The sequence below is a fragment of the Arenibacterium sp. CAU 1754 genome (assembly GCF_054482635.1).
In genome coordinates this window covers 377,864-402,823 of sequence record NZ_JBTLRG010000001.1, presented here as the reverse complement: position 1 = coordinate 402,823, position 24,960 = coordinate 377,864, and the positions used below count along the sequence as shown (strand labels likewise).

Sequence of the window (24,960 nt, the reverse complement as noted above, 5' to 3'; positions counted from 1 at the left end):
CCGAAACTGCGGCCTGACAGGGCGCAGGGGCGGGCTATGTTTCAAAAAACGTATTACGGGCGCACGCCCGCATCAGAAATAAACAAGGAGTCTGCCATGCTTGGCCAGATGATGAACGCCCCTTTGCTGATCTCGTCTTTGATCGATCATGCCGAACGCTATCACGGCGGGACTGAGATTTATTCGGTCAACACCACCGGCGGCGGGGTCGAGCAAACCACATGGGCTGAGGTGGCCCGCAATGCGCGCCGCCTGGGTTCGGCGCTGGCCAAGATGGGGTTCGAGGATCAGGCCCGTATCGGGACCATCGCCTGGAACAACCGGCGACACCTTGAGATTTACTATGGCGTGTCGGGCGCCGGTCTGGTCTGCCACACGATCAACCCGCGCCTGTTTCCCGAACAGCTGGTCTATATCATTAACCACGCCAAGGACCGGGTTCTGTTTCTTGAGGAAACCTTCCTGCCCATCGCGGTCAAACTGCGCGACCAACTGCCCGATCTGAAGCACGTGGTGCTTATGGGCCCGCGCAACGAAGAGGCCGCCGCCCAGCTGCCGGGTTTGATGTTCTATGATGAACTGCTGGAAACCGGCGACGAAAACTTTGAATGGCCCGTGTTCGATGAAAACACCGCGTCAAGCCTGTGTTACACCTCGGGCACGACGGGCAACCCCAAGGGCGTGCTGTATTCCCACCGCTCGACAATGCTGCACAGCTTTGCGTCCAACACGCTGGATTGCGTCGGCTATTCGGCGATTGACGTGGTTCTGCCAGTGGTCCCGATGTTCCACGTCAATGCCTGGGGGTCGCCCTATGGCTGTGCGATGTCAGGCGCGCGGATGGTTTTGCCCGGTCCCGGGCTGGACGGCGAAAGCCTGGTCAAGCTGATCGACAAATACGATGTGACGCTGGCCATGGGCGTGCCGACCATCTGGCTGGGCCTGCTGGGCTATGCCAAGCAATCGGGCTCCAAGCTCACATCGCTCAAGCGCACGGTCATTGGCGGCTCGGCCTGTCCGCCGTCGATGATCGACACCTTCCGCGACACTTACGGGGTGGATACGGTGCACGCCTGGGGGATGAGCGAGATGAGCCCGCTGGGGTCAACCAACCAGCCGCTGGCCAAGCATTCCAAACTGCCGCCGGAAGAGCAACGCAAGCTGCGTGAAAACCAGGGCCGCCCGCCGTTTGGGGTCGAGTTGAAAATCGTCGATGACGAGGGCAACACCCTGCCCAACGATGGAAAGGCGCAGGGCGATCTGATGGTGCGCGGGCACTGGGTTCTGGACAGCTATTTCATGCAGGACGGCGAAGACCTGTTGCAAGATGGCTGGTTCGCGACCGGCGACGTCGCCACGCTGGACCCGGACGGGTATCTGACGATCAAGGACCGCTCAAAGGATATCATCAAATCGGGCGGTGAATGGATCAGTTCGGTCGAGTTGGAAAACATCGCCATGGCACATCCCAAGCTGGCCAATGCGGCGGTGATCGGTGTGTCGCACCCCAAGTGGGACGAGCGCCCCGTTTTGGTCGCCGTGGCGCAGGATGGCGAAAGCCCGAGCGAAGAGGAACTACTGAAATTTTTTGACGGCAAGATCGCCAGTTGGCAGGTGCCGGACAAGGTGGTGTTCATCGACGCATTGCCGCTGAACGCCACCGGCAAGGTCCTGAAACGTGACCTGCGCGATCAGTTCAACGATGTTCTGACCGCCTGACAAACGAAAACGGCGGCCAGGTTACCCCGGCCGCCGTTCTTGAACCCGCAAGAAACGGGTCTTATTCCCAGGACCGTTTTTTCTCGGCCGGTTCCGGTTCTGCCTGAACCGGTTCGGGCGGCAGTTTGCAGCCCTGGGTGCGCATCTGCGTGGTGATGGCATCATAATTGCCCTTGGCCGCCGACAGGGCAGTGGCATTGTCCTTGGACGCGGCCAGCGCAAGGGCAGCCGGCCAGAAGATGACCAGCGCGACACCGGTTGCAACGGCGTCATTGGTGGCCGCCTGCTGTTGTTCCTTGTTCAGGGTGTTCACGCGCGACGCGATTTCATTGCGTTCGCCCATCAGCTGGTTGCAGCTGCGGCCCTTGAACTGGTTGGGGCTGACATAGCTGGCTTCGATCTTGTCAGGCGATTGCGCACAGCCGGACAGGGCAACAGCGGCAACCAGAGCCGCAGTCATTTTGCGTTTCATTTCACATTCCGTTTGTTTGAATTTTTTTGGACCTGCAGAATAGAAATGACGCGGATGCGCGCCATAGCAATCGCGCCTTCGTCGCCCGAAGGATGTGCGGCGTTGCAGAATGGCAACCCTGAAGAGAAGTATTTTGAGAGATTGGAGCGGGTAACGGGAATTGAACCCGTAACTTAAGCTTGGGAAGCTCGCGTGATACCTTTTCACCATACCCGCGCTCGCCCTGTGAGGTAATTGGGCGCGCGGGCAAGGTCAAGGGCTCGTGCGCCTAGCGGCCCTGTAAATCGGGGGGCAGGGACACATTGACCGGCCGGTAGAATTTCCAGCGGCGCATGCGGTCATAAACACTGTCGTCGATGCTGTGCCCTTCCGGGATCAGGCGCGGCTCACAGAGCGGCAGATACCACAGGAAACCGGGCCGTCCGGGGCGCCATGTGCGCCGCTTGGTGGTCTTGGGAAACACCTCAAGCGGAAGCCAGGCCAGTTTCATCGAATTATGGGTTGGCGCCATCGCATCGGGGCCGGCATAGCGCTGACCCGAAGGGGTGCGCGCCGTGGTATCGTGCCCCTCCAGGTACCGCTCGCGGTATTTCGATTTCAGCCGCACGCCGTAGTTGGGCCTGCGGCGGCGCGAACCCGGCGGCGGCGGGTGAAGGCGCTGATCCTCGGCATCCGCCATGTGGTCGGCGCGGGCGATTTCATCAAGCATCCAGCACAGGGTGATCTTGCCGATGCCGCTGAAATATTCGCGGGGGCTGCCGCCCACATCAGAATGATAGCCGGGGAACCAGCGCTGTTCGACGTATTGGGTGCGCTGGTCGCGGAGCTGTTTGAACCGATTGCCGTAAAATTCGCTGGGAATCCAGGGCAGGGCGCGGAACATGCTGCGCCGCTCATCCACGGCCATGGCATGCGCCACGATCCGGACCGAGCGGTTGCGCATGACATTGGCGTGGGTGGACAGTTCCATCGGGCTGCGTTCCCGCAGGAAGGTGCGAAACGGGCGGTTGAACCGGACCATCGAAGCCACCGTATCAAACAGTCCCAATCCGCGGATCGGCACGTTCGCGTTCGGGGCCATCGCCTGATCGAACTGGCGCAGGGCCTTGAACACGATCTCGACAGGCGTGCCGCGGTCGCTGGCCGTGACCGAGCGATAGGCGCGAAACGCCTCGGTGATCATGTGGAGACGTTCCGGCGGCACCAGCCCGAAATTGTGGATGAACCCGGCCAGAATGCGCGCCGCATAGGCGCCGCGGGAAAAGCCGAAAATATAGATGTGATCATCCTCATAGACGGCCGTCTTGTCGAACTTTGGCGGGGTCAGGCCCAATTGCCGGGCGGTTTGTTTCAATTCGCTGTGGGCCCGTCGCGCGGCGCGCTTCTTGGCCGCGCCGCTTTGGTAGGTGCGGCACAGAAACCGGTAGGCATCCAGAACATCGTCTTCCAGCCCCATGCCGAATGCCAGCCCGGCCAGCGCCCTGGTCTTGCGCCGGATGGTCGAGCCAAACAGGCGCGGCCCGTCCATCGTGCCCACGCCGGGCACGTAATGAGCAATCTGGTCGTCCGATTGCACAAGCCCCTTGTAGAGCTTGAGAATGTTGCTTTCGTTATCTCCGACCTCGTTTCCGGTGCCGTCGATGCAGATAATGATTTTACGGGCGCGCATGGTCTGCCCTCGCAATGCGTTGACTATGCATTCAGCATCCACCGCGCGGGCGCCTCTGGCAAGTCCGGGTTTCCTGACCCTCAGCCGCGTCGCCGGCGACGCCGCCCGCCGCCCTCGGTTTCGCCACCGCCCTGATTGAAGTTCAACTGGGGCAGGGTGACGATGCTGTTGAGAATGGGAAAGGGCTCAACCGCGTTGGGTATGGCCGAGGCATTGACGAAATGTTCCTGGAACCGTGGTTCGATCGCGGTTTCGATCTTGTGGATTTCGCGCACGGTCTGTTCGATCTCGTCCCGCGCATCGCGGTTCAGCAGGGCAATACGCGCGCCGGTTCCGGCGGCGTTGCCCGCTGATGTCACCTTGTCCAGCGGCGCGTCGGGGATCATGCCCAGCACCATCGCGTGTTTCGGGCTGATATGCGCGCCAAAGGCGCCGGCCAGAACAACCCGGTCCACCGCATCAACGCCGAACTTGTCCATCAGCAGGCGCGCCCCGGAATAGAGTGCGGCCTTGGCCATCTGGATTTCGCGGATATCGCGGTTGGTCACGGTGATGCGCGGCCCGCCATCGGCAGAGCCGTCCCAGACCAGATAGCTGTAGGTCCGCCCCTCCAGAATGCAGCGGTCCGTTCCGGTCTGTTCAGGGGACCCGATCAGCCCCTGGGCATCGACGATCCCGGCAAGGCGCATTTCGGCCACCATCTCGATGATGCCGGATCCGCAAATGCCGGTGATGCCCGTGGTGGCGATATCGGTCAGGAACCCGTCCTCGTCCGACCACCGCTCGGACCCGATGACCTTGAACCGGGGGGTTTTGGTGTCGGGATCAATCTCGACCCGCTCGATCGCGCCGGGTGCGGCGCGTTGGCCCGAGGAGATCTGCGCCCCTTCGAACGCCGGACCCGTGGGCGAGGAACAGGCCAGAACCTTTTCCCGGTTGCCCAGAAGGATTTCGGCATTGGTGCCCACGTCCACCACAAGAACCAGATCATCCGATTTGTCCGGTGCCTCGGACAGGGCCACGGCGGCAGCATCGGCCCCCACGTGCCCGGCGATACACGGCAACAGATAAACCCGCGCCGCCGGGTGCAGCGTCAGATCCAGATCCGCCGCTGTCAGGTTCAGCGCATCCGACGTGGCCAGCGCAAAGGGCGCCTGGCCCAGTTCGAACGGATCGATGCCCAGGAACAGATGGTGCATCACCGGGTTGCAGACGAACACCGCATCCAGAATGTCGGACTTGGTGATCTTGGCCTCATCCGCGATCTGATCGAACAGCTGGTTCATGCCCGCGCGTACCGCAGCGGTCATTTCCGCCGCGCCGTTTTCGTTCATCATGGAATAGCTGACCCGGCTCATCAAATCCTCGCCAAAGCGGATTTGCGGGTTCATCAGACCAGACGAGGCGACAACCTCGCCCGATTGCAGGTCACACAGATGCGCCGCAATAGTGGTCGATCCCAGATCAACCGCAAGGCCAAAGACCGAGCCTTCGTGAAAGCCGGGCCAGAGTTCAAGGATGCAGGGCGGCGCGAACTTGGTGCCCAGATGCACCGCGCAGGTCACCTTCCAGTCGCCCTTGCGCAGGATTTTCTGCAGGGTTTTCAGAACCGGCAGATCGATCTGAACATTCTCAAGCTGCCATTGCTGGGTCAGCGCATCGCGCAACCGTTCCAGATCGCCGGACGGGTCGTGCATGTCGGGTTCGACAACCTCGACATAGAACAGTTTCACCGACGGGTTCATGACGATATCGCGCGCTTCGGCCCGTTTGCGCACGACCTGTTTGTGCACCTGGCTTTCGGGCGGGACGTCGATCACCACGTCGTTCAAGATCTGCGCCTGACATCCCAGGCGCCGCCCCTCGATCAGCCCGCGCTTGGATTTATAGCGTTCCTCGACTGCGTTCCAGTCCGAGAGCGCGCCCTGTTCCACGCTCACCCCGTGCTTGGGAAATTCGCCATAGCTCGGCGTGATCTGGCATTTGGAACAGATGCCGCGCCCGCCGCAGACACTGTCGAGATCGACCCCCAACTGGCGCGCCGCCGTCAGAACCGGGGTGCCCACCGGAAACCGGCCGCGTTTGCCGGACGGGGTAAAGACGACAAGGGGATCACTGCTCATGCCAGAATCTGCCTGTTTCAGGGTTTTGCGTCAAAATAGGCATATGCGGGCAAAGGGAAAGGCAATCCGCGGCAAATTCTGGCGCGGGGGCGTCATTCGGGCGCAATACCGGGCAGGATGCGGCAATAACGCCCCCAATATCTTGTGCGGGGTCTTTCCCCTTCGGAAGAACCGTGCCATAGGGTGGCCGTCAAACGGGCTTTTGCATGGGGAATAGCAATGCAGATTCGTGAGGCACTCACCTTTGATGATGTTCTACTGGTTCCGGGGGCCAGTTCGGTCCTGCCAAGCACGGCGGATACGCGCACGCATGTGACGCGTTCGATCACGATGAACATTCCTCTGTTGTCCAGCGCCATGGATACAGTGACCGAGGCGCGCATGGCCATTGCCATGGCCCAGGCCGGGGGCATCGGCGTGGTGCACCGCAATCTGGATATCGAAGCGCAGGCCCAGGAAATCCGCCGGGTCAAACGGTTCGAAAGTGGGATCGTCTATAATCCGATTACCCTGACCGCCGATCAGACACTGGCCGATGCCAAGGCGCTGCGCGAACGCTATAACGTCACCGGGTTTCCGGTCGTGGATGAAACGGGCCGGGTTGTTGGCATCGTGACCAACCGCGACATGCGCTTTGCCAGCGACGACAAGACCCCCGTGCGCGCCATGATGAGCACCGACAACCTTGCCATCCTGCACGAACCGGCCGACCGCGAAGAAGCAATCAGCCTGATGAAGGCCCGCCGGATCGAGAAATTGCTGGTGACCGATGGCAAGGGCAAGCTGACCGGTCTGCTGACCCTCAAGGATACGGAACAGGCGGTTCTGAACCCCACCGCCTGCAAGGACAACCTGGGTCGGTTGCGCGTGGCCGCGGCCAGCACCGTGGGCGATACCGGTTTTGAACGGTCCCAGGCGCTGGTAGATGCCGGTGTGGACATGATCGTGATCGACACGGCACATGGCCATTCCGAAGGCGTGGCCATCGCCGTCGAGCGCGCCAAGAAACTGTCGAACGAGGTTCAGGTCGTGGCGGGCAACGTCGCGACCGGCGAAGCGACCCGCGCGCTGATCGGCGCCGGGGCGGATGCGATCAAGGTCGGCATCGGGCCGGGCAGCATCTGCACCACCCGCATGGTCGCCGGTGTCGGCGTGCCGCAACTGACCGCGATCATGGATTGCGCGGCGGCCTCGGGCGACGTGCCGGTGATTGCCGACGGCGGCATCAAGTTCTCGGGCGATTTTGCCAAGGCGATCGCCGCGGGCGCATCCTGTGCCATGGTCGGCAGCATGATAGCGGGCACCGATGAATCCCCGGGCGAGGTGATCCTCTACCAGGGCCGCAGCTTCAAATCCTATCGCGGCATGGGCAGCCTCGGGGCCATGGCCAACGGCTCGGCAGACCGGTATTTCCAGAAAGACGCCGCCAGCGACAAACTGGTGCCCGAAGGGATCGAAGGGCAGGTGCCCTACAAGGGCACGGCCACTGCGGTCATTCACCAACTGGTCGGCGGTCTGCGCGCCGCGATGGGATACACCGGATGTGCTACCATCGATGAGATGCGCCAGAACTGCCAGTTTGTCAAAATCACCGGCGCGGGCCTGAAGGAAAGCCATGTGCATGACGTTCAGATCACCCGCGAAAGCCCGAACTACCGCGTCATGTAAGGTGGGTATCTTTCTTTCCATGGGGCTGACATGACCCCCGCCGCCCGCGTTCAGGCGGCAATCGAGGTGCTGGATGACATCCTGTCGGGCACGCCTGCCGAAAAGGCGCTGACCGGCTGGGCCCGGCGCAGCCGGTATGCGGGGTCCAAGGACCGTGCCGCCGTGCGCGACCATGTGTTCGGCGCGCTACGCTGCAAACGATCCTTTGCCGCTCTGGGCGGCGGGGAAACCGGCCGTCTGATCATGCTCGGCGCCCTGCGCGCCGAGGGGCAGGACCCGGAAACCCTGTTCATCGGACCTCCCTATGCGCCCGACCCGCTGAATGATGAGGAACGTGCCGGCGGGCGCGCGCCCGAAGATGGCGCCGAGGCGCTGGATATCCCCGAATGGCTGTGGCCTGCCTTTTGCGCCAGCCTTGGCGACACGGCCCCGGACAGCGCCCGCGCCTTGCAGTCGCGCGCGCCGGTGCATCTAAGGGTCAACCTGTTGAAAACCGACCTTGCTGCCGCGCAGGCGGCGCTGGCGGGCGAGGGGATCACCTGCAAACCTCACCCCGCAGCATCGACCGCGCTGGAAGTGGTCGAGGGGGCGCGCAAAATCAGAAACAGCCGCGCCTATCAGACCGGGATGGTCGAATTGCAGGACGCCGCATCACAAGCAGTGATCGAAGCCCTGCCTTTGCGGCCGGGTCTGCGCGTGCTGGATTACTGCGCCGGTGGCGGCGGCAAGACTCTGGCCATCGCCGCGCATGGCGGGGTTGAGGTCTTTGCCCATGATGCCGCCCCCCAGCGCATGCGCGACCTGCCCGAAAGGGCGCGCCGGGCCGGGGCGAATGTGACCCTTCTCGACACGGATCAAATCGCGGTGGCGGCCCCGTTCGACATCGTTCTGATTGATGTGCCTTGTTCGGGCAGCGGCGCCTGGCGCCGGGCGCCCGACGGCAAGTGGCAACTGACCCAAAACCGTCTGGACGACCTGATCGGACTCCAGCGCAGCATTCTGGACACCGCCAGCACATTGACGGCCCCATCCGGCCTGCTGGCCTATGCCACCTGTTCCGTACTGGCCGCCGAAAACGGCGAGCAAATTCAACAGTTCACTAAAAATCATGAAAATTACACCGCAATTTGGCAACAATCATGGTCCGTGGAGAACGGATCGGACGGTTTTTACGCGGCACACTTGACGCGCGTTAGAAACAGCAGCAACACAACCTGAACGGGTATTTGTGCCCGTTAAGCCGGATTTAACCCCTGTGCCGCGACATTGGCACAGCGAATCCCTGACGGAGCGGTGCGCGTGTTCGACCAGCAAAATACAATCATTCCTGACCTGCGGGTCTCTCCGCCTGAACAGACCCGCCTGTTGGCGATTGTCGTTCTTGCGGTGGGCATGTTCGTCATCGCATGGCTGTTCCTTCCGGCCGGACTGTTAAGCAAGGTTGCTGTCGTCATCGGCCTGACGCTGGTTCTGGTGGCCGCGGGTCTGGTGCTGCGCACGCGCATGCAATTGCGTGCCCGTGACATTGCCACCGGCCTGCTGGGCGGGTTCATCGAGAAGGATTCCACCCCAAGTTTCGTGACCGACGAAGACGGGGCCGTCCATGCGCGCAACTCGGCGGCTGCAACCCGGTTCTCCGACGCGACCAGCGAAACGCTGGCAGGCACCTTGCGGAGCGTGTTTGCCAACCCCTCTGCCGTTCTTTATCGCCTGCAATGCCGGGCCAAACTGGACGGTTCCGCCCGCGAGGATATGGTCACACGGCGCGGTCACGTGCGGGTCGCCGTGCATCTGATGGCGGGGCAGGGGTATCTGTGGCGGATTGAGGATATGCCCGATCGCACCCAGGGCGGGCGCAACTCGGAAAGCCTCCCGGTGCCGATGATCACCGTGGGCCGCTCGGGCGCGGTCCTGTTCATGAATGACGCCGCGCGCAGCCTTGTTGGCGAACGCGTCAAAGGCCTGGAACGGTTGATGGTCTCGCCCCCGGTGCAACCCGGCGCGGTCAACACGATCAATACAACACAAGGTCCCGTCAAGGTGACCGTCGCCGAAAACAACGGCTCGACCGGGCGGAGAGAGCTTTATTTCCTGCCGGTGGAACCCGGAGCCGACCCCTGTCAGGGACCGGTTTTCGACACGCTTCCCGTTCCCATGATCAAGATGGACGCGAACGGGCGCATCCTCAACGTCAATCATCTGGCGGCGCGCCTTCTCGGTGTCGAAATCTCGCATGAAACGACGTTGGGCCAGGTGATGCAGGGGCTGGGCCGCCCGATTGCAGACTGGTTGAGCGATACGATGACCGGTCAGACTGCCCATCATTCGGAATTTCTGCGCCTGACCCGCAAGGACAAGGAAGTATTCGTACAGGTCACGCTCAGCCCCGTGACCGAAGACGGTGAAAAGATGCTGATCGCCGTTCTGAACGACGCAACCGAGTTGAAAACGCTAGAGGCCCAGTTCGTGCAAAGCCAGAAAATGCAGGCCATCGGCCAGTTGGCGGGCGGGGTTGCGCATGATTTCAACAATCTTCTGACGGCCATTTCAGGCCATTGCGACCTGCTGCTGCTGCGCCATGATCAGGGCGATCAGGACTACGGGGATCTGGTCCAGATCAACCAGAACGCAAACCGGGCCGCCGCGCTGGTCAGCCAGCTTCTGGCCTTTTCCCGCAAGCAAACGCTGCGCCCCGAGGTTCTGGACCTGCGCGATACCCTGTCGGACCTGACACACCTGCTGAACCGGCTGGTGGGGGAAAAGGTCACCCTGACCCTCAGCCACGATCCGGTGCTGCGCTCGATCCGGGCCGACAAGAGGCAACTGGAACAGGTCTTGATGAATCTCGTGGTCAATGCGCGTGATGCAATGCCCCAGGGCGGCGAGATCCGGATCGAAACCGAGGTCACCACGTTGCGCGAAACACTGACACGCGACCGCGCCACCGTGCCGGCGGGCGATTACGTGACCGTCAAGGTGACGGATGAAGGCATCGGCATCGACTCGGACAAGCTGCCCAAGGTGTTTGAACCCTTCTACACGACCAAACGTACCGGCGAGGGGACAGGTCTGGGCCTGTCGACGGCTTACGGTATCATCAAGCAGACCGGGGGTTACATCTTTGTCGACAGTGTTCCCGGCTCCGGCACGGCCTTTACGCTGTATTTCCCCGTGTATGAGGGCCGCGATGAGAATGTTCCCGCCGCGCCGGTCCCCACCAAGGTCAGCGCCCCGTTGCATGGCGAAGGTGTTGTGCTGCTGGTTGAGGACGAAGCACCGGTGCGCGCCTTTGCCTCGCGCGCCTTGCGGTTGCGTGGCTATACGGTGCTTGAGGCGGATTCGGCCGAAGACGCGCTGCGCACGCTTGAGGACCCGGATTTGTCAGTCGATGTCTTTGTCACCGATGTTGTCATGCCGGGGATGGACGGGCCAAGCTGGGTGCGCGAGGCTTTGAAATCCCGCCCCGAAACGCGGGTCGTCTTTGTTTCAGGCTATGCCGAAGGCGCCTTTGGCGATACCGAGCCGAACCTGCCCAATTCCGTGTTCCTGCCCAAGCCGTTTTCGCTCAATCAGCTGACCGACACGGTGCACGAGCAGTTGCATTAGCTGACCCCCGAAGACCCGCAGACCGAAACGGCCTGATGGCTAACCCGATCAGGAAATGCTTTCGTAGAGCGCAAATTCCTCGGGGCATTTCCGGCGCAGTTTCTGCTCGACCTCCGCAGACAGCTGCAATTCGATTTCGGGCGAGACATTTTCCAGCGCAAGCGCAGGCATTTCGCCCAGACGTTCAACCAGAAAGGCATGCAGCTTGTCCGGCTCTTCATACCGGAAAAGATGCGTGACCGGTGCGCCTTTGGGGCGCGGTTCCAGAAACCGGGCCTGGCTGCCGACATTGGCGAAGGCGGGACGATCGCCTTTGACATATGCAAGCACGAAGTCATCAAAACTCAGCCCGTGGGTGGCGTTGGGTTTTCCGGCCATGAACGGGCGCTGGCGATAGCGATACCAGCTGCCCAGCCAGCTGACCGGTTCGCGCACCACAGCCAATGTCTCCATCTCGACATTGCAGACTTTTTCGAAAATCGGGCGAAAGAACCGGTCATAGCGATAGATCGGCGCATGTTTCAGCTCGGGCGGATCCGAAACGACCATATCCGCGCGCGGCGCCAATGCGGTCTGATACGCGGTCGTCCCGGTTTTCGGGACAGACAGGAATACAAGTCGTTCCTTATAAAAAACAAGCACTTGACGTCCGCTTCCTAATATTTCTCTGGGCCATCTGCGCCGTAAACTACTCTTTAACCCTATTGATAAACAGTGGATTTGAGAAAAATTCCATTTGAAATGTTCTCTTTTTGGTCCTAATAGGAACAACAGGTGAACAAAGCAGCGATTGCCGCCCGACAAAGGGTGTGACAATAAGGAAGGTGACAGGACAATGGCGGATCTTTTGACAATGGACAGCAAGAAAAGCGCGGACAAGCAAAAGGCGTTGGACAGCGCGCTGGCGCAGATCGAACGGCAGTTCGGCAAGGGCTCGATCATGAAGCTGGGCGACGAGGGCGCCGTACAGGAGATCGCCGCCAGTTCGACCGGCTCACTGGGCCTGGACATCGCACTGGGCATTGGTGGTCTGCCGATGGGGCGGATCGTTGAGATCTATGGCCCCGAAAGCTCGGGCAAGACCACGCTGACGCTCCATTGCGTGGCCGAACAGCAGAAAAAGGGCGGCGTCTGCGCCTTTGTCGATGCCGAACATGCGCTCGACCCGCAATATGCCCGCAAGCTGGGCGTGGATATCGACGAGTTGCTGATCTCGCAGCCTGACACCGGCGAACAGGCACTGGAAATCACCGACACGCTGGTGCGCTCGGGGGCAGTCAACATGGTCGTCGTCGATTCGGTGGCCGCACTGACCCCGAAATCGGAACTTGAAGGGGACATGGGCGACAGCAGCGTCGGCGTTCAGGCCCGCCTGATGAGTCAGGCCATGCGCAAGCTGACCGGGTCGATCAGCCGGTCCAACTGCATGGTGATCTTCATCAACCAGATCCGGATGAAGATCGGCGTCATGTTCGGCTCGCCCGAAACGACGACCGGCGGCAACGCATTGAAATTCTATTCCTCGGTCCGGCTCGACATCCGCCGCATCGGATCGATCAAGGACCGCGACGAGGTTGTCGGCAACGCCACCCGCGTCAAGGTGGTCAAGAACAAGGTGGCCCCGCCGTTCAAACAGGTCGAATTCGACATCATGTATGGCGAAGGCATTTCCAAGATGGGTGAATTGCTGGATCTGGGCGTGATCGCGGGTGTGGTGAACAAATCCGGGTCCTGGTTCAGCTATGGCGACGAACGCATCGGGCAGGGCCGCGAAAACGCAAAGCAATTCCTGCGTGAAAACCAGTCGATCGCCTATGAAATCGAAGACAAGATCCGCGCCGCGCATGGGCTTGATTTCGACATGCCGGAAGGCGCAGCACCGGACGGCGACGACATTCTGGAAGCCTGAGGCGCAGGACACCGCAAGACCCGGACCTGATCGCCCGGGACGAAATGACAAGGGCGCCCCACTGGGCGCCCTTTTTCACGACCGGTGACATGCGCCCGCTGTGGACAGTGCGCGGGCATGGGGGTATTTGGAACACATCGCCGTCAACCGCCTGAAAGTCCGCAACTTATGCCCACGCTGAACGACATCCGATCCACCTTTCTGAACTATTTTGCCAAACAGGGCCACGAAGTGGTGGACAGCAGCCCGCTGGTGCCGCGCAACGACCCGACGCTGATGTTCACGAACTCGGGCATGGTTCAGTTCAAGAACCTGTTCACAGGTGTTGAAAACCGCGATTACAGCCGCGCAACCACGGCACAGAAATGCGTACGCGCCGGGGGCAAGCACAACGACCTGGACAATGTCGGATACACCGCGCGCCACCACACGTTTTTCGAGATGTTGGGGAATTTCAGCTTTGGCGACTATTTCAAGGAACAGGCGATCCCTTATGCCTGGGAGCTGATCACCAAGGAACTGGAGATTCCCAAGGACCGGTTGATCGTCACCGTCTATCATACCGACGACGAGGCCGCCGAAATCTGGAAGAAGGTGGCTGGGATCAGCGATGACCGGATCATCAGGATCGCGACGGACGACAATTTCTGGATGATGGGGCCGACCGGTCCCTGTGGGCCGTCATCCGAGATCTTCTTTGACCACGGCGATCACATCTGGGGTGGCCCTCCGGGTAGTCCCGAAGAGGATGGCGATCGGTTTGTGGAAATCTGGAACCTCGTCTTCATGCAATACGAACAGTTCGAGGACGGCAGCCGCCGTGAACTGGCCGCGCAAAGCATCGACACCGGCATGGGGATCGAACGGGTCGCGGCGCTGTTGCAGGGCACCAACGACAACTATGCGACCGACCTGATGCGCAGCCTGATCGAGGCCAGCGCCGATGCCACGAACACCGATCCCGACGGTCCGGGCAAGACGCATCACCGCGTGATTGCCGACCACCTGCGGTCGACCTCGTTCTTGCTGGCCGATGGGGTGATGCCGTCCAACGACGGGCGCGGATATGTGCTGCGCCGGATCATGCGACGTGCCATGCGCCATGCGCACCTGCTGGGCGCGCAGGATCCGCTGATGCACCGCCTGGTGCCCGCGCTGGTCCAGCAGATGGGCGCCGCATACCCGGAACTGGGCCGCGCGCAGCCGCTGATCGAAGAAACGCTGAAACTGGAAGAAACCCGGTTCAAGCAGACACTGGAGCGGGGTCTGCGCCTGCTGGATGACGAGGTTGCTCAGCTGGGCACAGATCAGGACCTGCCGGGCGAGGCGGCGTTCAAGCTCTATGACACGTACGGCTTTCCGCTGGACCTCACGCAAGACGCGCTGCGCGAAAAGGGCCTGTCGGTGGATACCGAAGGGTTCGACACGGCGATGGCCGCGCAAAAGGCCAAGGCCCGTGCCGCATGGTCAGGGTCCGGCGAGGCGGCGGATGCCACAGTCTGGTTCGACGTACTGGACGAAGCAGGCGCAACCGATTTCCTGGGCTATGACACCGAAACCGCCGAGGGCCAGATCCTGGCACTGATCCGTGACGGGAAACTGGTCGACGCGCTGAAGGAAGGGGAAACCGGGTCGGTCATCCTGAACCAGACGCCGTTTTACGGGGAATCCGGCGGCCAGATCGGCGACCGGGGCTGGCTGCGCCGTCTCGACAACGAAGACGACATCGCCGATGTGACCGATACGCAAAAGGTGGCCGGGGGCGCGGTGATTGTCCATCAGGTCACCGTCACGCGGGGCACTTTTGCAAAGGGGGATCCCCTTGCGCTTGAGGTTGATCACAAACGCCGCAGCGCGATCCGCGCCAACCACTCGGCCACGCACCTGCTGCACGAGGCCCTGCGCGAGGCATTGGGCGATCACGTGGCACAGCGCGGTTCGCTCAACGCGGCGGACCGGCTGCGGTTCGATTTCTCCCATGCCAAGGCGCTGAGCGCCGAAGAACTGGCGCGGGTCGAAACGGACGTGAACATCTACATCCGCCAGAACAGCCCCGTGGTAACGCGGATCATGACGCCTGACGACGCCCGCGAAATCGGGGCGCAGGCACTGTTCGGCGAAAAATACGGCGACGAGGTGCGTGTGGTCTCCATGGGCCGGGCCCGCACCGGCAAGGGGACCGACGGTCAGACCTATTCCATCGAACTGTGCGGCGGCACGCATGTGAAACAGACCGGCGACATTGGTGAGTTCGTCATTCTGGGTGACAGCGCCAGCAGCGCCGGTGTGCGCCGGATCGAGGCGCTGACCGGTGAGGCGGCCCATGCCCACATCGCCCAGAGCCTGACCGTGCTGAACGCCGCGCTGAGCGAGCTCAAGACGACGCCGGACCAGTTGGTCGCGCGGATCAAGGGCGAAATGGCCAAGGTCAAGGACCTGAACAACGAGGTCACACAGCTGCGCCGCGAACTGGCGATGTCCGGCGGTGGTCAGGCCGCCCCCGAGGTGCGCGACATCAACGGCGTGAACTTTGTCGCGCAGGTGCTGTCTGGGGTCACCGGCAAGGACCTGCCGCCGTTGATCGATGAACACAAATCGAACATCGGCAGCGGCGCCGTGCTGCTGATCGCGGATACCGGCGGCAAGGCGGCCGTGGCCGCGGGCGTCACGTCAGATCTGACCGGAAGCGTTTCGGCGGTCGATCTTGTGCGCGCCGCGGTTTCGGAACTGGGCGGCAAGGGCGGCGGCGGACGCCCCGACATGGCGCAGGGGGGCGGGGCGGATGCCAACAATTCCGACGCCGCGATCAAGGCCGCCGAGGCAGTATTGAAAGGATAAGACAATGGGTGCGCTCTGGATTGCACATGTGACGGTCACCGACGCCGAGGCCTATGGCAAATATGCCGAACTGGCCGGGCCCGCGATTGCCAAGCACGGCGGCGAATTCATCGCCCGTGGCGGGCGTTTCGTTCAGCTTGAAGGCAAGGAACGGCCACGCAACGTGGTGGCCCGGTTCCCGGATGTGGACAGCGCCGTCGCCTGTTACAACAGCCCCGAGTACCAGGAAGCGCTGAACCATGCGCGCGGCGCATCGGAACGCGAATTGATGGTCGTGGAAACCAGCAACTGATCCCAGGCTGTCAGAGTAGGACATCCTCGACCAGCTGTGAAAACAGCTGGGATTTTCCGGTCACGCCCGCCTTGCGATAAATCGCGGTGCACTGCGCCTTGACCGTGCCCTCGCGGGTGTGGCGCAGATCGGCGATTTCGCTCAGCGACATGCCCTTGAACAGAAACCACGCGACCTCGTTTTCGGCCGGGGTCAGCGACAGGCCATCGAAATATTCCTGCACCACATCGGTGAATTCACCCGAGGTTACCCGCAGGGCGGATTCCGCGCGTTGGGTGGCGCGGGTGGCCTGCCGGGCCATTGTCACCCCCATTGCCGCCCCCAGAACCAGCCCGAGGCTGGCGCCGATATCGACAAGTTCGCGGGTCTGCCAGCGCAAGGGCAGGGTGGGCAGCCCCAGGATGGCCGCCAGGATTTCCCACAGGAAATACGACCCGCAAGCGGCCTGAACGGCCACGAGCCCCCAGACAAAAGCCGGATGCCTCAGCATTCGGCCTGCCTGGCACCGGTATCCTTGGCCACGCCCATATTACTTTGAATTCCCACCGTTGCCCGCGCCATTGCCGGCGCCGGCACCGGCCCCCGCGGTTCCGTTCTTCCCCTGCGTGCCCGCATCCAGCGGTGCATTTAGACCACGGAAAGATCCGTTGGCGGCCGAGGGCAGAGGGAACAGTTGATCGCGCAGCACCTGACCGGTTGTCCGGTTCAACACAACCTCGCGCAGGTGGGTTTCGCTGCGCGCGGTGATCAGAACCCGTCCCAGCCATGTGCGGGTGACCTCGGACACGGCGTATCCCTGTTGCTCGACCTGCGTGACCACAGGCGCAGCAACATCCGATCCGGCCAGGGCCGGGGTCGCGGCACAAAGGCCGATGATCAGAAGGGTTGAAGCAAAGCGTTTCACGATGACGGTCCGATGCAGTTAGAGACTTGTACGTTGATGTAAGAGTGCAGGGGCGGCGAAACAATCGCCACCCCCATGGGGCACGGTGTCACGGACGGCCGGCACCACCCATACCGCCCGATCCGCTTCCGACAGCCGCACCCGTTCCGATGCCAAAGCTCAGCCCTGGCGCGATCTGCAGACCGAACTGGTCGCGGGTCCGCGTGGTCGCGTTGATCGAATGGCGCGCCCGTGTGCGGACACGCTCGCGATAGGCATGCTGCTTCTGGCCCGGCGCGGACGCGTTCAGGTTGGTGCGCGCCTGTGTTCGGGTCTGGACAGATGTCATGTCGCGCAGTTGTGTTTGCGACTTGGTGCGAATTTGCCCCTGTCCGCCCGAATTGGGCCCCGCTGCCATGGCAGGCAGCGCCAAAGACAGCGCGATAAGTGCGGCCAAGGCGACCGATGCTTTGGGAAAGTTCAACAATTTCATGGCTTTCGCCCCCGTTATCAAAGTTGATCCATTCAGCGCAACATGCGCCGACAAGGCTCAGCTATGGGGAAGAACAGCCAGAATATACTGGACTTAGGTGCGGTTCAGGGCGGCATAAACCAAAGTCCAATGCCGCCCCGACGCGATTTTACGATGCGGCGCGTGCAGCCCGCTTGCGTTCATGCGGATCCAGATGCCGTTTACGCAGACGGATGGCGTTCGGGGTGACCTCGACCAGTTCATCGTCGTCGATATAGGCAATCGCCTCTTCCAGCGACATGGTGATCGGCGTGGTCAGGCGAACCGCCTCGTCCGTTCCGCTGGCCCGCACGTTCGTCAGCTTCTTGCCTTTGAGCGGGTTCACTTCGAGATCGTTTTCGCGGCTGTGTTCGCCGATGATCATGCCCTGGTACACGTCCGCCTGCGCGCCGATGAACATCCGGCCCCTCTCTTCAAGGTTCCACAGCGCATAGGCAACGGACTGGCCGCTTTCCATCGAGATCAGAACACCGGCGCGACGGCCTGGGATCGGGCCCTTGTGCGGGGCCCAGTCGTGGAACACACGGTTCAGTACACCGGTGCCGCGTGTATCGGTCAGGAATTCGCCGTGATACCCGATCAGGCCGCGCGACGGGACATGGGCGATGATCCGGGTCTTGCCCGCACCCGCCGGTTTCATTTCGACCAACTCCCCCTTGCGCACGCCGGTGATCTTTTCGATCACGGCACCGGAATATTCGTCATCCACGTCAATGGTGACTTCTTCGATCGGTTCCAGTCTTTGCCCGTTCTCTTCGCGGAACAGAACCTGCGGGCGCGAAATCGACAGTTCGAAGCCTTCGCGACGCATGTTTTCAATCAGAACGCCCATTTGCAATTCGCCGCGACCGGCGACTTCGAACGCCTCGCCGCTGGGGGTGTCGGTGACGCGAATGGCAACGTTGCTTTCGGCCTCTTTCATCAGGCGTTCACGGATCACCCGCGACTGGACCTTTTTGCCATCGCGGCCTGCAAGGGGCGAGTCGTTGATCCCGAAGGTCACGGTAATGGTGGGCGGATCAATCGGCTGCGAGGGCAGGGCTTCACTGACCTCGGGCGCAACGATGGTGTCGGCAACAGTGGCCTTTGTCATGCCTGCCAGTGATACGATATCGCCCGCTTCGGCCACGTCGATGGCCTGCTGCGACAGGCCTCGGAAGGCGAGGATTTTCGTGGCACGGAAGTTTTCGATCAGGGTGCCGTCCCGCGACAGCGCCTTGACGGTTTCGCCCGCTTTCAGCGTGCCGCTTTCGACGCGACCGGTCAGAATGCGGCCGATGAACGGATCACTGCCCAACGTCGTGGCCAGCATGCGGAACGGCTCATCCCGCGCCGCGATCTGTGCCGGGGCAGGGACGTGTTCAACGATCAGATCGAACAGGGCGCCCAGATCCTTGCGCGGTCCGTCCAGTTCCATATCGGCCCAGCCCGACCGGCCCGAGGCATACATCGCCGGAAAATCAAGCTGGTCGTCATCCGCGCCCAGGTTGGCGAACAGATCGAAACATTCATCCAGCGCGCGATCGGGTTCGGCATCGGGTTTGTCGACCTTGTTCAGAACCACGATCGGACGCAGCCCCAAGGCCAGGGCCTTGGAGGTCACGAACTTGGTCTGCGGCATCGGCCCTTCGGCGGCATCAACCAGCAGAACAACGCCATCGACCATCGACAGGATCCGTTCGACCTCACCGCCGAAATCGGCGTGGCCAGGTGTATCGACGATGTTGATACGTGTCCCTTTCCATTCGACCGAAGTTGCCTTGGCCAGAATGGTGATGCCGCGTTCGCGTTCCAGGTCATTGCTGTCCATGGCCCGCTCGGTCGTGGCCTGGTTTTCGCGGTAGGTCCCAGACTGTTTCAAAAGTTCGTCCACCAGCGTAGTCTTGCCGTGGTCGACGTGGGCGATGATGGCGATATTTCGCAAATCCATGTGGTCAGCTTTCATGCGGAAGTTGCCGGGGCCAATATCCTGCTGCGCCGCAGAAGACCAGAGGTTATTCTGCGGCGAACCGGTATCCGAAGATTTCTATGTCGCGGGCGTGGCGTTTGGCCACCCGGTCAACATCCTCGTCCGAATACGCGCGCCGGTAATCGCCTTCGGTGGATTGGTTGACCATCCTCTTGGGGATGCGCAGCAACAGGTGGTGTTTATCGCGAAACTTTTCAAGATCCGCGCGCAGGGTTTCCTGCCGCAGGATATCGGACACCCGGATCGTGCCGGTCTCGTCGATTAGCCAGTCCGAAATCTGTTTCAGGTAATACTGATTGCCCCGCCCGGTATCGAGCGGATCCTCCAGCCATTGCAGATAGTCGGAAAAGCTCATCTTCTGGAACAGGGCGTGTTCCTGCGGCATGCCCGACGACCGCCCGCCCGTGTCCTTGCGCACGTAATTGTACCAGCTGACATGCCAGGCCCACGGGTTTCGGATCACCGAGAAACAGCTGTAATCCCCGATATCCTGACCCAGTGCCGCAAACGCATCGCGGTATTCCATCCAGGTCAGATGGCCCGCCATGCTGGGTTCGCGCAGGGTAATGCAACGTTTGAACCGCCGCCCAAAGGCATTGTTGACAAAGCTGCCGCCGCATTTGGGTGTATGGACAAAGATCATCCGCTTGCCCCAGCGGGGCCACAGCAGATCGGTTCGGGATTGCGGAACATACATTCGCGGTGCGCGGCCTTTTTTTTTCAGTCGCGCCCTGATTAGCGCGCAGGTAAGGCTCTGACCAGCCTCAGTGCGCGGCGGTGTTCGAGAACAGCTGGATCACCACGATCCCGGCAATGATCAGCCCCATGCCCAGAACCGCGGGCAGATCCAGCCGCTGTTGAAACACCAGCCAGCCGATCAGCGCGATCAGCACGATGCCAAGCCCTGACCAGAACGCGTACATTATGCCGACCGGCATGAATTTCAGCGTCAGCGACAGCAGATAGAAAGACGTGGCATAGGCCACCAGAACCAGAAGGGATGGCCAGAGCCGCGTGAATTGCTGACTGGCCTGCAGGGCCGAAGTGCCGATGGTTTCGGCGGCGACGGCAAGGATCAGATAGATGTAATGCGCGGGCACGGCATGTTCCTAAAGTGGGAGTTCGGTCGTCTCTTTCAGTTCTTCCATGACAAAACTGGCGGACACGTCCGACATCTCTACACGTTCGATCAGTTTGCGGTAAAGCCGGTCATAATCGGCCACATCGCGCACGCGGGCGCGGATCAGGTAATCAAGATCGCCAGTCATCCTGTACGCGCCCAGAATTTCAGGCATCAACCGCGTCGCGCGGGCGAACCGGTCCAGCCAGTCCGGATCATGCGACCGGGTCTTGATCTGGATGAACACGGTCAGGCCCAGCCCGACGGCCTGCGGATCCAGCAGCGCCACCCTTTGCCGGATCACTCCGGCATCCTCCATCGCCTTGATACGACGCCAGCAGGCATTGCGCGACAGGCCGACACGGTCGCCCATCTCCTCCAACGGCAGGGTCGAATCCCGCTGCAAGACCATCAGCAACTTACGGTCGATTTCATCAAATGTCCTCATACCCTCCAGAATTGCGTGCATTTATCCCAACATCAATGGAATTTTTTGAAAGTTCGGGATAATTTCACGCAAAACACCGGATAGATTGACACCATCAATACGGAAAAAGGTGACAAGATGATTGGCAAGGTCTTTTTGGATCATCCCCATAGCGTGCAGGAATCCTATACCGAACACGCACGGTTTGCAGCTGGGTTTGCGGCACGGCTGTTTGTGGCGGCCGGCGCGGCGGCGGTTCATGCCCTTATCCCCTGCCTGTTTAAAAAGACAGCCAGCCGGATGATTGCAGACATGTATGCACGCACCCATAATCGCGGCAAATAGAAACAAAAAAGGCGGGCCCGTGGACCCGCCTTGTATCTGGTGCAGAGCGGCTGAAGATCAGCCCGCCAGCGCCTTGTTCAGGTTTTCATCGACTTTCTCGAGGAAGCCCATTGTGGTCAGCCATTTCTGTTCCGGACCCACCAGCAGGGCCAGGTCCTTGGTCATGAAGCCGCTTTCGACGGTGTCCACAACGACCTTTTCCAGCGTTTCCGCAAAGTTCAGCAGCGGTGCGTTTCCGTCCAGTTTTGCACGGTGCTTGAGACCGCCTGTCCAGGCATAGATCGACGCGATCGAGTTGGTCGAGGTTTCCTCGCCCTTCTGGTGCTGACGATAGTGACGGGTCACGGTGCCGTGGGCCGCTTCGGCCTCGACCGTTTTTCCATCGGGCGTCATCAGGACCGACGTCATCAGACCCAGCGAGCCAAAGCCCTGAGCAACCGTGTCGGACTGTACGTCGCCGTCATAGTTCTTACAGGCCCAGACATAACCGCCGTTCCATTTCATCGCACAGGCGACCATGTCGTCGATCAGGCGGTGTTCATAGGTGATACCGGCCTCTTCGAACTTGTCTTTGAACTCGGTGTCATAGATGTGCTGGAACAGCTCCAGGAACCGGCCATCATACTGCTTGAGGATGGTGTTCTTGGTCGACAGGTACACCGGCCAGCCCTTGTCCAGGCCATAGTTCATCGAGGCGCGTGCAAAATCGATGATCGACTTGTCGAGGTTATACATCGCCATCACGACACCGGAATCAGGCGCGTCAAACACTTCGTGTTCGATTTCAGTGCCGTCTTCGCCAACGAATTTGATCGTCAGTTTGCCCGCACCGGGGAATTTGAAATCGGTCGCGCGGTACTGGTCACCGAAGGCGTGACGGCCAACGACGATCGGCTTGGTCCAACCCGGCACAAGGCGCGGGACGTTCTTGCAGATGATCGGCTGGCGGAAGATCACGCCGCCCAGGATATTGCGGATCGTGCCGTTGGGCGAGCGCCACATCTTTTTCAGGCCGAATTCCTCAACCCGGGCCTCGTCCGGTGTGATGGTCGCACATTTGACGCCAACGCCGTATTTCTGGATCGCATGGGCACTGTCGATCGTGATCTGGTCATCAGTATCATCGCGTGCCTGAATCCCCAGATCGTAATACTTCAGATCGATGTCCAGATAAGGCAGGATCAGTTTCTTCTTGATAAAGTCCCAGATGATCCGGGTCATTTCATCGCCGTCGAGTTCGACGACGGGGTTTTCCACCTTGATCTTGGTCATGGGTGCGGTCCCTTTCTGTTTGCGAGTCGGATTTGCGCGGGGTCTAGCGCAATTCTGCGCCGCGGAAAAGGTTGTATACGGATGTATACTGTTTTGTCGCAGCGATGAATTGCCTCTCGGACCAAGCTGTGTATCGTGACAGCCCAAAGAACAAGAGAAACCGGCCGGAAATGAGCGAAACGTTTGAATCAATCGTCGTGATTGGCAGTTCCGATTGCGATGCGCTGGGGCACATGAATGTCGCGCGCTATTACGCTCTGTGCAATCAGAACGGATTTGGCATGCAGACCGCGATGGGCTGGCCTCCGGGCGAGCGGCGCGACGGGGTGCGCCTGTCCTTTGCGGTGGTCCGCGCCGAAAGCGATTTTCAGGCCGAGGTTCTGGCCGGCGAAACCCTGATCGTGCGCACAGATATTGCCCGGATCGGGCGCAAATCGGCGTCGTTCCGCAATGTCATCCTGCGCCGCGACGAAAGCCCGGTATTTCGGTCGGTGTGGCATTCCGCCTGTCTCGATCTGGATGCGCGCCGCGCGACCGTCATCCCCGATGCGTTCCGCGCCGCGCTGGAAACGCACCTGTCGCCTGACGGGCCGCCAGCGCTGTGACACGGGAACTCAGCGGGCGAAAAACGCCTCGAGCCGCGGGCGCAGCCAGGCCCACAGGGTAGGGGCGCCCCGTTCGATCGGAACCCCCACACGCGCATCAAGCTGATCCAGCGTGACGTTGTATTCCTCCCAGGTGCCGCCGCCATTGGCCAGGTTGGCAACAGGCGTCTGCACGCGGTCGATCGCCTTGGCAAACCGTGCATCCGGCGTTCCGGCGGCTTCGAATTCGTCCCAGAGGGCACGAAACTCATCCGCCTGATGGGATGGCAAAAGGCCGAACAGACGATCAGCGGCGGCCTGTTCCTTGATCGCCATCGCGGCATGATCGACGGCGCCATGGATCGGCACGTCGCCTGCGTCGATTTCGACGATATCGTGGATCAGCAGCATCCTGAGCACGCGGTCAATCTGCACGTCCGGGCCGGCGTGATCGGACAGCACAAGCGCATAAAGCATGATGTGCCAGCTATGCTCGGCCGAGTTTTCGCGCCGGGACTGATCAATCAGGCGCGATGCCCGCAACACCGATTTCAGCTGATCGGCCTCGGTCAGAAATGCTATCTGGGCATCCAGATGCGCGCTCACGACGATTCTGGCGCCTTTTTCTGGGCACCAGCGCGGAATTCTGCCAGTTTCTTATTCAGAAACTGGCGAGCGCCTATTTCGGCCAGACGGACGCGCACTTCGGTCAGGTACGCCTCTTCCAGAGTTTGCGACGAGGCCCCGAGGAAATCACCGATTTCGACGTAAAGCCGGTCGTTCCCCGTTTCCTTCATCGCGGCCATCGTATCGTCGGCCAGCTGTCCGGCCAGTTTCTGCAGAGTCGGAGACATGGTCAGCGCGAGGTTTCTGTCAGCCGGCGTTTTACGTAATCGGTCACATTGCCGATCATCGTGTCCATGTGCGGCTCTTGAAAGAAGTGATCGGCACCGGGAATTTCCTGATGCGTGATTGTGATGCCCTTTTGCTCGTGCAGTTTGTTCACAAGCGCAACGGTATCGGCGGGCGGCGCGACGCGGTCGGCGCTGCCGTTGATTATCAGACCCGAGGACGGGCAGGGGGCAAGGAAGGAAAAGTCATACATGTTCGCCGGGGGCGACACGCTGATGAAACCGGTGATTTCCGGGCGGCGCATCAAAAGTTGCATGCCGATCCACGCCCCGAAAGAAAAGCCGGCCACCCAGCAGTGTTTCGAGTTGTTGTTCATCGACTGCAGGTAATCGAGCGCCGAGGCCGCATCGGACAGCTCACCAATGCCCTGATCGTATTCGCCCTGGCTGCGCCCGACACCGCGGAAATTGAACCGCAGCACGGTGAAGCCCATGTTATAAAAGGCATAATGCAGGTTATAGACGACCTTGTTGTTCATCGTCCCGCCGAACTGCGGGTGCGGATGAAGAACAATGGCAATCGGGGCGTCTTTTTCTTTTTGCGGGTGATAGCGGCCTTCAAGGCGGCCTTCAGGTCCGGGAAAGATGACCTCGGGCATGGGCAGAGTGATCCTGTCTCAT

The 24,960-nt window shown here is 61.1% G+C and carries 24 protein-coding genes and 1 tRNA gene; 9 read left to right on the top strand and 16 right to left on the bottom strand.

The window, feature by feature from the left end; genetic code table 11:
- Positions 1-96 precede the first annotated feature (96 nt).
- Complete coding sequence (locus ACXYMO_RS02015) at positions 97-1,719, top strand: long-chain-fatty-acid--CoA ligase (RefSeq protein WP_458876974.1); 1,623 nt, start codon at positions 97-99, stop codon at positions 1,717-1,719.
- A gap of 61 nt (positions 1,720-1,780) precedes the next feature.
- Here the strand turns inward: ACXYMO_RS02015 and ACXYMO_RS02010 are convergent, their stop codons facing one another.
- The 4 genes from ACXYMO_RS02010 to ACXYMO_RS01995 form a co-directional block, all read right to left on the bottom strand.
- Positions 1,781-2,191 (bottom strand): hypothetical protein, encoded by a 411-nt coding sequence (locus ACXYMO_RS02010; protein WP_458876973.1) that lies wholly within the window; start codon positions 2,189-2,191, stop codon positions 1,781-1,783.
- 142 nt (positions 2,192-2,333) lie between these two features.
- A tRNA-Gly gene (locus ACXYMO_RS02005) sits at positions 2,334-2,407 on the bottom strand.
- A gap of 52 nt (positions 2,408-2,459) precedes the next feature.
- Entirely contained in the window at positions 2,460-3,860 is a 1,401-nt protein-coding gene (locus tag ACXYMO_RS02000; RefSeq protein WP_458876972.1) for a T6SS phospholipase effector Tle1-like catalytic domain-containing protein, read from the bottom strand.
- A gap of 80 nt (positions 3,861-3,940) precedes the next feature.
- On the bottom strand, positions 3,941-5,983 hold the full coding sequence (locus tag ACXYMO_RS01995) for an ASKHA domain-containing protein (RefSeq protein ID WP_458876971.1): 2,043 nt from the start codon (positions 5,981-5,983) through the stop codon (positions 3,941-3,943).
- A gap of 219 nt (positions 5,984-6,202) precedes the next feature.
- Between ACXYMO_RS01995 and guaB the strand changes: the two genes are divergently transcribed.
- The 3 genes from guaB to ACXYMO_RS01980 all read left to right on the top strand — a co-directional run bounded on the left by guaB (position 6,203) and on the right by ACXYMO_RS01980 (position 11,257).
- Complete coding sequence (guaB, locus tag ACXYMO_RS01990; RefSeq protein WP_458876970.1) at positions 6,203-7,651, top strand: IMP dehydrogenase; 1,449 nt, start codon at positions 6,203-6,205, stop codon at positions 7,649-7,651.
- A gap of 30 nt (positions 7,652-7,681) precedes the next feature.
- Positions 7,682-8,869, top strand: coding sequence for an RsmB/NOP family class I SAM-dependent RNA methyltransferase (locus tag ACXYMO_RS01985; RefSeq protein WP_458876969.1), 1,188 nt, complete (start codon positions 7,682-7,684; stop codon positions 8,867-8,869).
- Positions 8,870-8,950: 81 nt separating this feature from the next.
- Entirely contained in the window at positions 8,951-11,257 is a 2,307-nt protein-coding gene (locus ACXYMO_RS01980; protein ID WP_458876968.1) for a two-component system sensor histidine kinase NtrB, read from the top strand.
- Between the two features lie 48 nt (positions 11,258-11,305).
- On the opposite strand, the gene ACXYMO_RS01975 is transcribed toward ACXYMO_RS01980, so the two are convergent.
- Positions 11,306-11,899, bottom strand: coding sequence for a gamma-glutamyl kinase (locus tag ACXYMO_RS01975; protein ID WP_458876967.1), 594 nt, complete (start codon positions 11,897-11,899; stop codon positions 11,306-11,308).
- 193 nt (positions 11,900-12,092) lie between these two features.
- Here ACXYMO_RS01975 and recA point away from each other — a divergent pair, with 193 nt between their 5' ends.
- The 3 genes from recA to ACXYMO_RS01960 all read left to right on the top strand — a co-directional run bounded on the left by recA (position 12,093) and on the right by ACXYMO_RS01960 (position 16,296).
- Positions 12,093-13,166, top strand: coding sequence for a recombinase RecA (gene recA / locus ACXYMO_RS01970; RefSeq protein ID WP_458876966.1), 1,074 nt, complete (start codon positions 12,093-12,095; stop codon positions 13,164-13,166).
- Positions 13,167-13,334: 168 nt separating this feature from the next.
- Positions 13,335-16,004 (top strand): alanine--tRNA ligase, encoded by a 2,670-nt coding sequence (alaS, locus tag ACXYMO_RS01965; protein ID WP_458876965.1) that lies wholly within the window; start codon positions 13,335-13,337, stop codon positions 16,002-16,004.
- Between the two features lie 4 nt (positions 16,005-16,008).
- Positions 16,009-16,296 carry a DUF1330 domain-containing protein gene (locus ACXYMO_RS01960; protein WP_458876964.1) on the top strand — a complete coding sequence of 96 codons (288 nt, stop codon included), beginning with the start codon at positions 16,009-16,011 and terminating at the stop codon, positions 16,294-16,296.
- A gap of 10 nt (positions 16,297-16,306) precedes the next feature.
- Here the strand turns inward: ACXYMO_RS01960 and ACXYMO_RS01955 are convergent, their stop codons facing one another.
- From ACXYMO_RS01955 to ACXYMO_RS01925, 7 genes are all read right to left on the bottom strand, one after another.
- Positions 16,307-16,786 carry a helix-turn-helix transcriptional regulator gene (locus ACXYMO_RS01955; protein WP_458876963.1) on the bottom strand — a complete coding sequence of 160 codons (480 nt, stop codon included), beginning with the start codon at positions 16,784-16,786 and terminating at the stop codon, positions 16,307-16,309.
- A 39-nt stretch (positions 16,787-16,825) separates the two neighbouring features.
- Complete coding sequence (locus tag ACXYMO_RS01950; protein WP_458876962.1) at positions 16,826-17,200, bottom strand: hypothetical protein; 375 nt, start codon at positions 17,198-17,200, stop codon at positions 16,826-16,828.
- A gap of 88 nt (positions 17,201-17,288) precedes the next feature.
- On the bottom strand, positions 17,289-17,672 hold the full coding sequence (locus tag ACXYMO_RS01945; protein WP_458876961.1) for a hypothetical protein: 384 nt from the start codon (positions 17,670-17,672) through the stop codon (positions 17,289-17,291).
- A gap of 148 nt (positions 17,673-17,820) precedes the next feature.
- Positions 17,821-19,641 (bottom strand): translational GTPase TypA, encoded by a 1,821-nt coding sequence (gene typA, locus ACXYMO_RS01940; RefSeq protein WP_458877872.1) that lies wholly within the window; start codon positions 19,639-19,641, stop codon positions 17,821-17,823.
- A gap of 64 nt (positions 19,642-19,705) precedes the next feature.
- The gene (locus ACXYMO_RS01935) at positions 19,706-20,377 is read right to left on the bottom strand and encodes a sulfotransferase family 2 domain-containing protein (protein ID WP_458876960.1); all 672 of its coding nucleotides are present in this window, start codon (positions 20,375-20,377) and stop codon (positions 19,706-19,708) included.
- A gap of 67 nt (positions 20,378-20,444) precedes the next feature.
- Positions 20,445-20,780 carry an SMR family transporter gene (locus ACXYMO_RS01930; RefSeq protein ID WP_458876958.1) on the bottom strand — a complete coding sequence of 112 codons (336 nt, stop codon included), beginning with the start codon at positions 20,778-20,780 and terminating at the stop codon, positions 20,445-20,447.
- A gap of 9 nt (positions 20,781-20,789) precedes the next feature.
- Positions 20,790-21,248 (bottom strand): Lrp/AsnC family transcriptional regulator, encoded by a 459-nt coding sequence (locus ACXYMO_RS01925; RefSeq protein WP_458876957.1) that lies wholly within the window; start codon positions 21,246-21,248, stop codon positions 20,790-20,792.
- A 117-nt stretch (positions 21,249-21,365) separates the two neighbouring features.
- Here ACXYMO_RS01925 and ACXYMO_RS01920 point away from each other — a divergent pair, with 117 nt between their 5' ends.
- On the top strand, positions 21,366-21,572 hold the full coding sequence (locus ACXYMO_RS01920; protein ID WP_458876956.1) for a DUF6356 family protein: 207 nt from the start codon (positions 21,366-21,368) through the stop codon (positions 21,570-21,572).
- A gap of 57 nt (positions 21,573-21,629) precedes the next feature.
- On the opposite strand, the gene ACXYMO_RS01915 is transcribed toward ACXYMO_RS01920, so the two are convergent.
- On the bottom strand, positions 21,630-22,844 hold the full coding sequence (locus ACXYMO_RS01915) for an NADP-dependent isocitrate dehydrogenase (RefSeq protein ID WP_458876955.1): 1,215 nt from the start codon (positions 22,842-22,844) through the stop codon (positions 21,630-21,632).
- Positions 22,845-23,014: 170 nt separating this feature from the next.
- Here ACXYMO_RS01915 and ACXYMO_RS01910 point away from each other — a divergent pair, with 170 nt between their 5' ends.
- Positions 23,015-23,449, top strand: coding sequence for an acyl-CoA thioesterase (locus ACXYMO_RS01910; RefSeq protein WP_458876954.1), 435 nt, complete (start codon positions 23,015-23,017; stop codon positions 23,447-23,449).
- Between the two features lie 9 nt (positions 23,450-23,458).
- Here the strand turns inward: ACXYMO_RS01910 and ACXYMO_RS01905 are convergent, their stop codons facing one another.
- From ACXYMO_RS01905 to ACXYMO_RS01895, 3 genes are read right to left on the bottom strand one after another with little or no spacing between them, the layout of a single operon-like run.
- On the bottom strand, positions 23,459-24,034 hold the full coding sequence (locus ACXYMO_RS01905) for an HD domain-containing protein (protein WP_458876953.1): 576 nt from the start codon (positions 24,032-24,034) through the stop codon (positions 23,459-23,461).
- Entirely contained in the window at positions 24,031-24,282 is a 252-nt protein-coding gene (locus ACXYMO_RS01900; protein ID WP_458876952.1) for a hypothetical protein, read from the bottom strand. The genes ACXYMO_RS01905 and ACXYMO_RS01900 overlap by 4 nt, the downstream gene beginning before the upstream one ends.
- A gap of 2 nt (positions 24,283-24,284) precedes the next feature.
- Complete coding sequence (locus ACXYMO_RS01895; RefSeq protein ID WP_458876951.1) at positions 24,285-24,938, bottom strand: alpha/beta hydrolase; 654 nt, start codon at positions 24,936-24,938, stop codon at positions 24,285-24,287.
- Between the last annotated feature and the right edge of the window lie 22 nt (positions 24,939-24,960).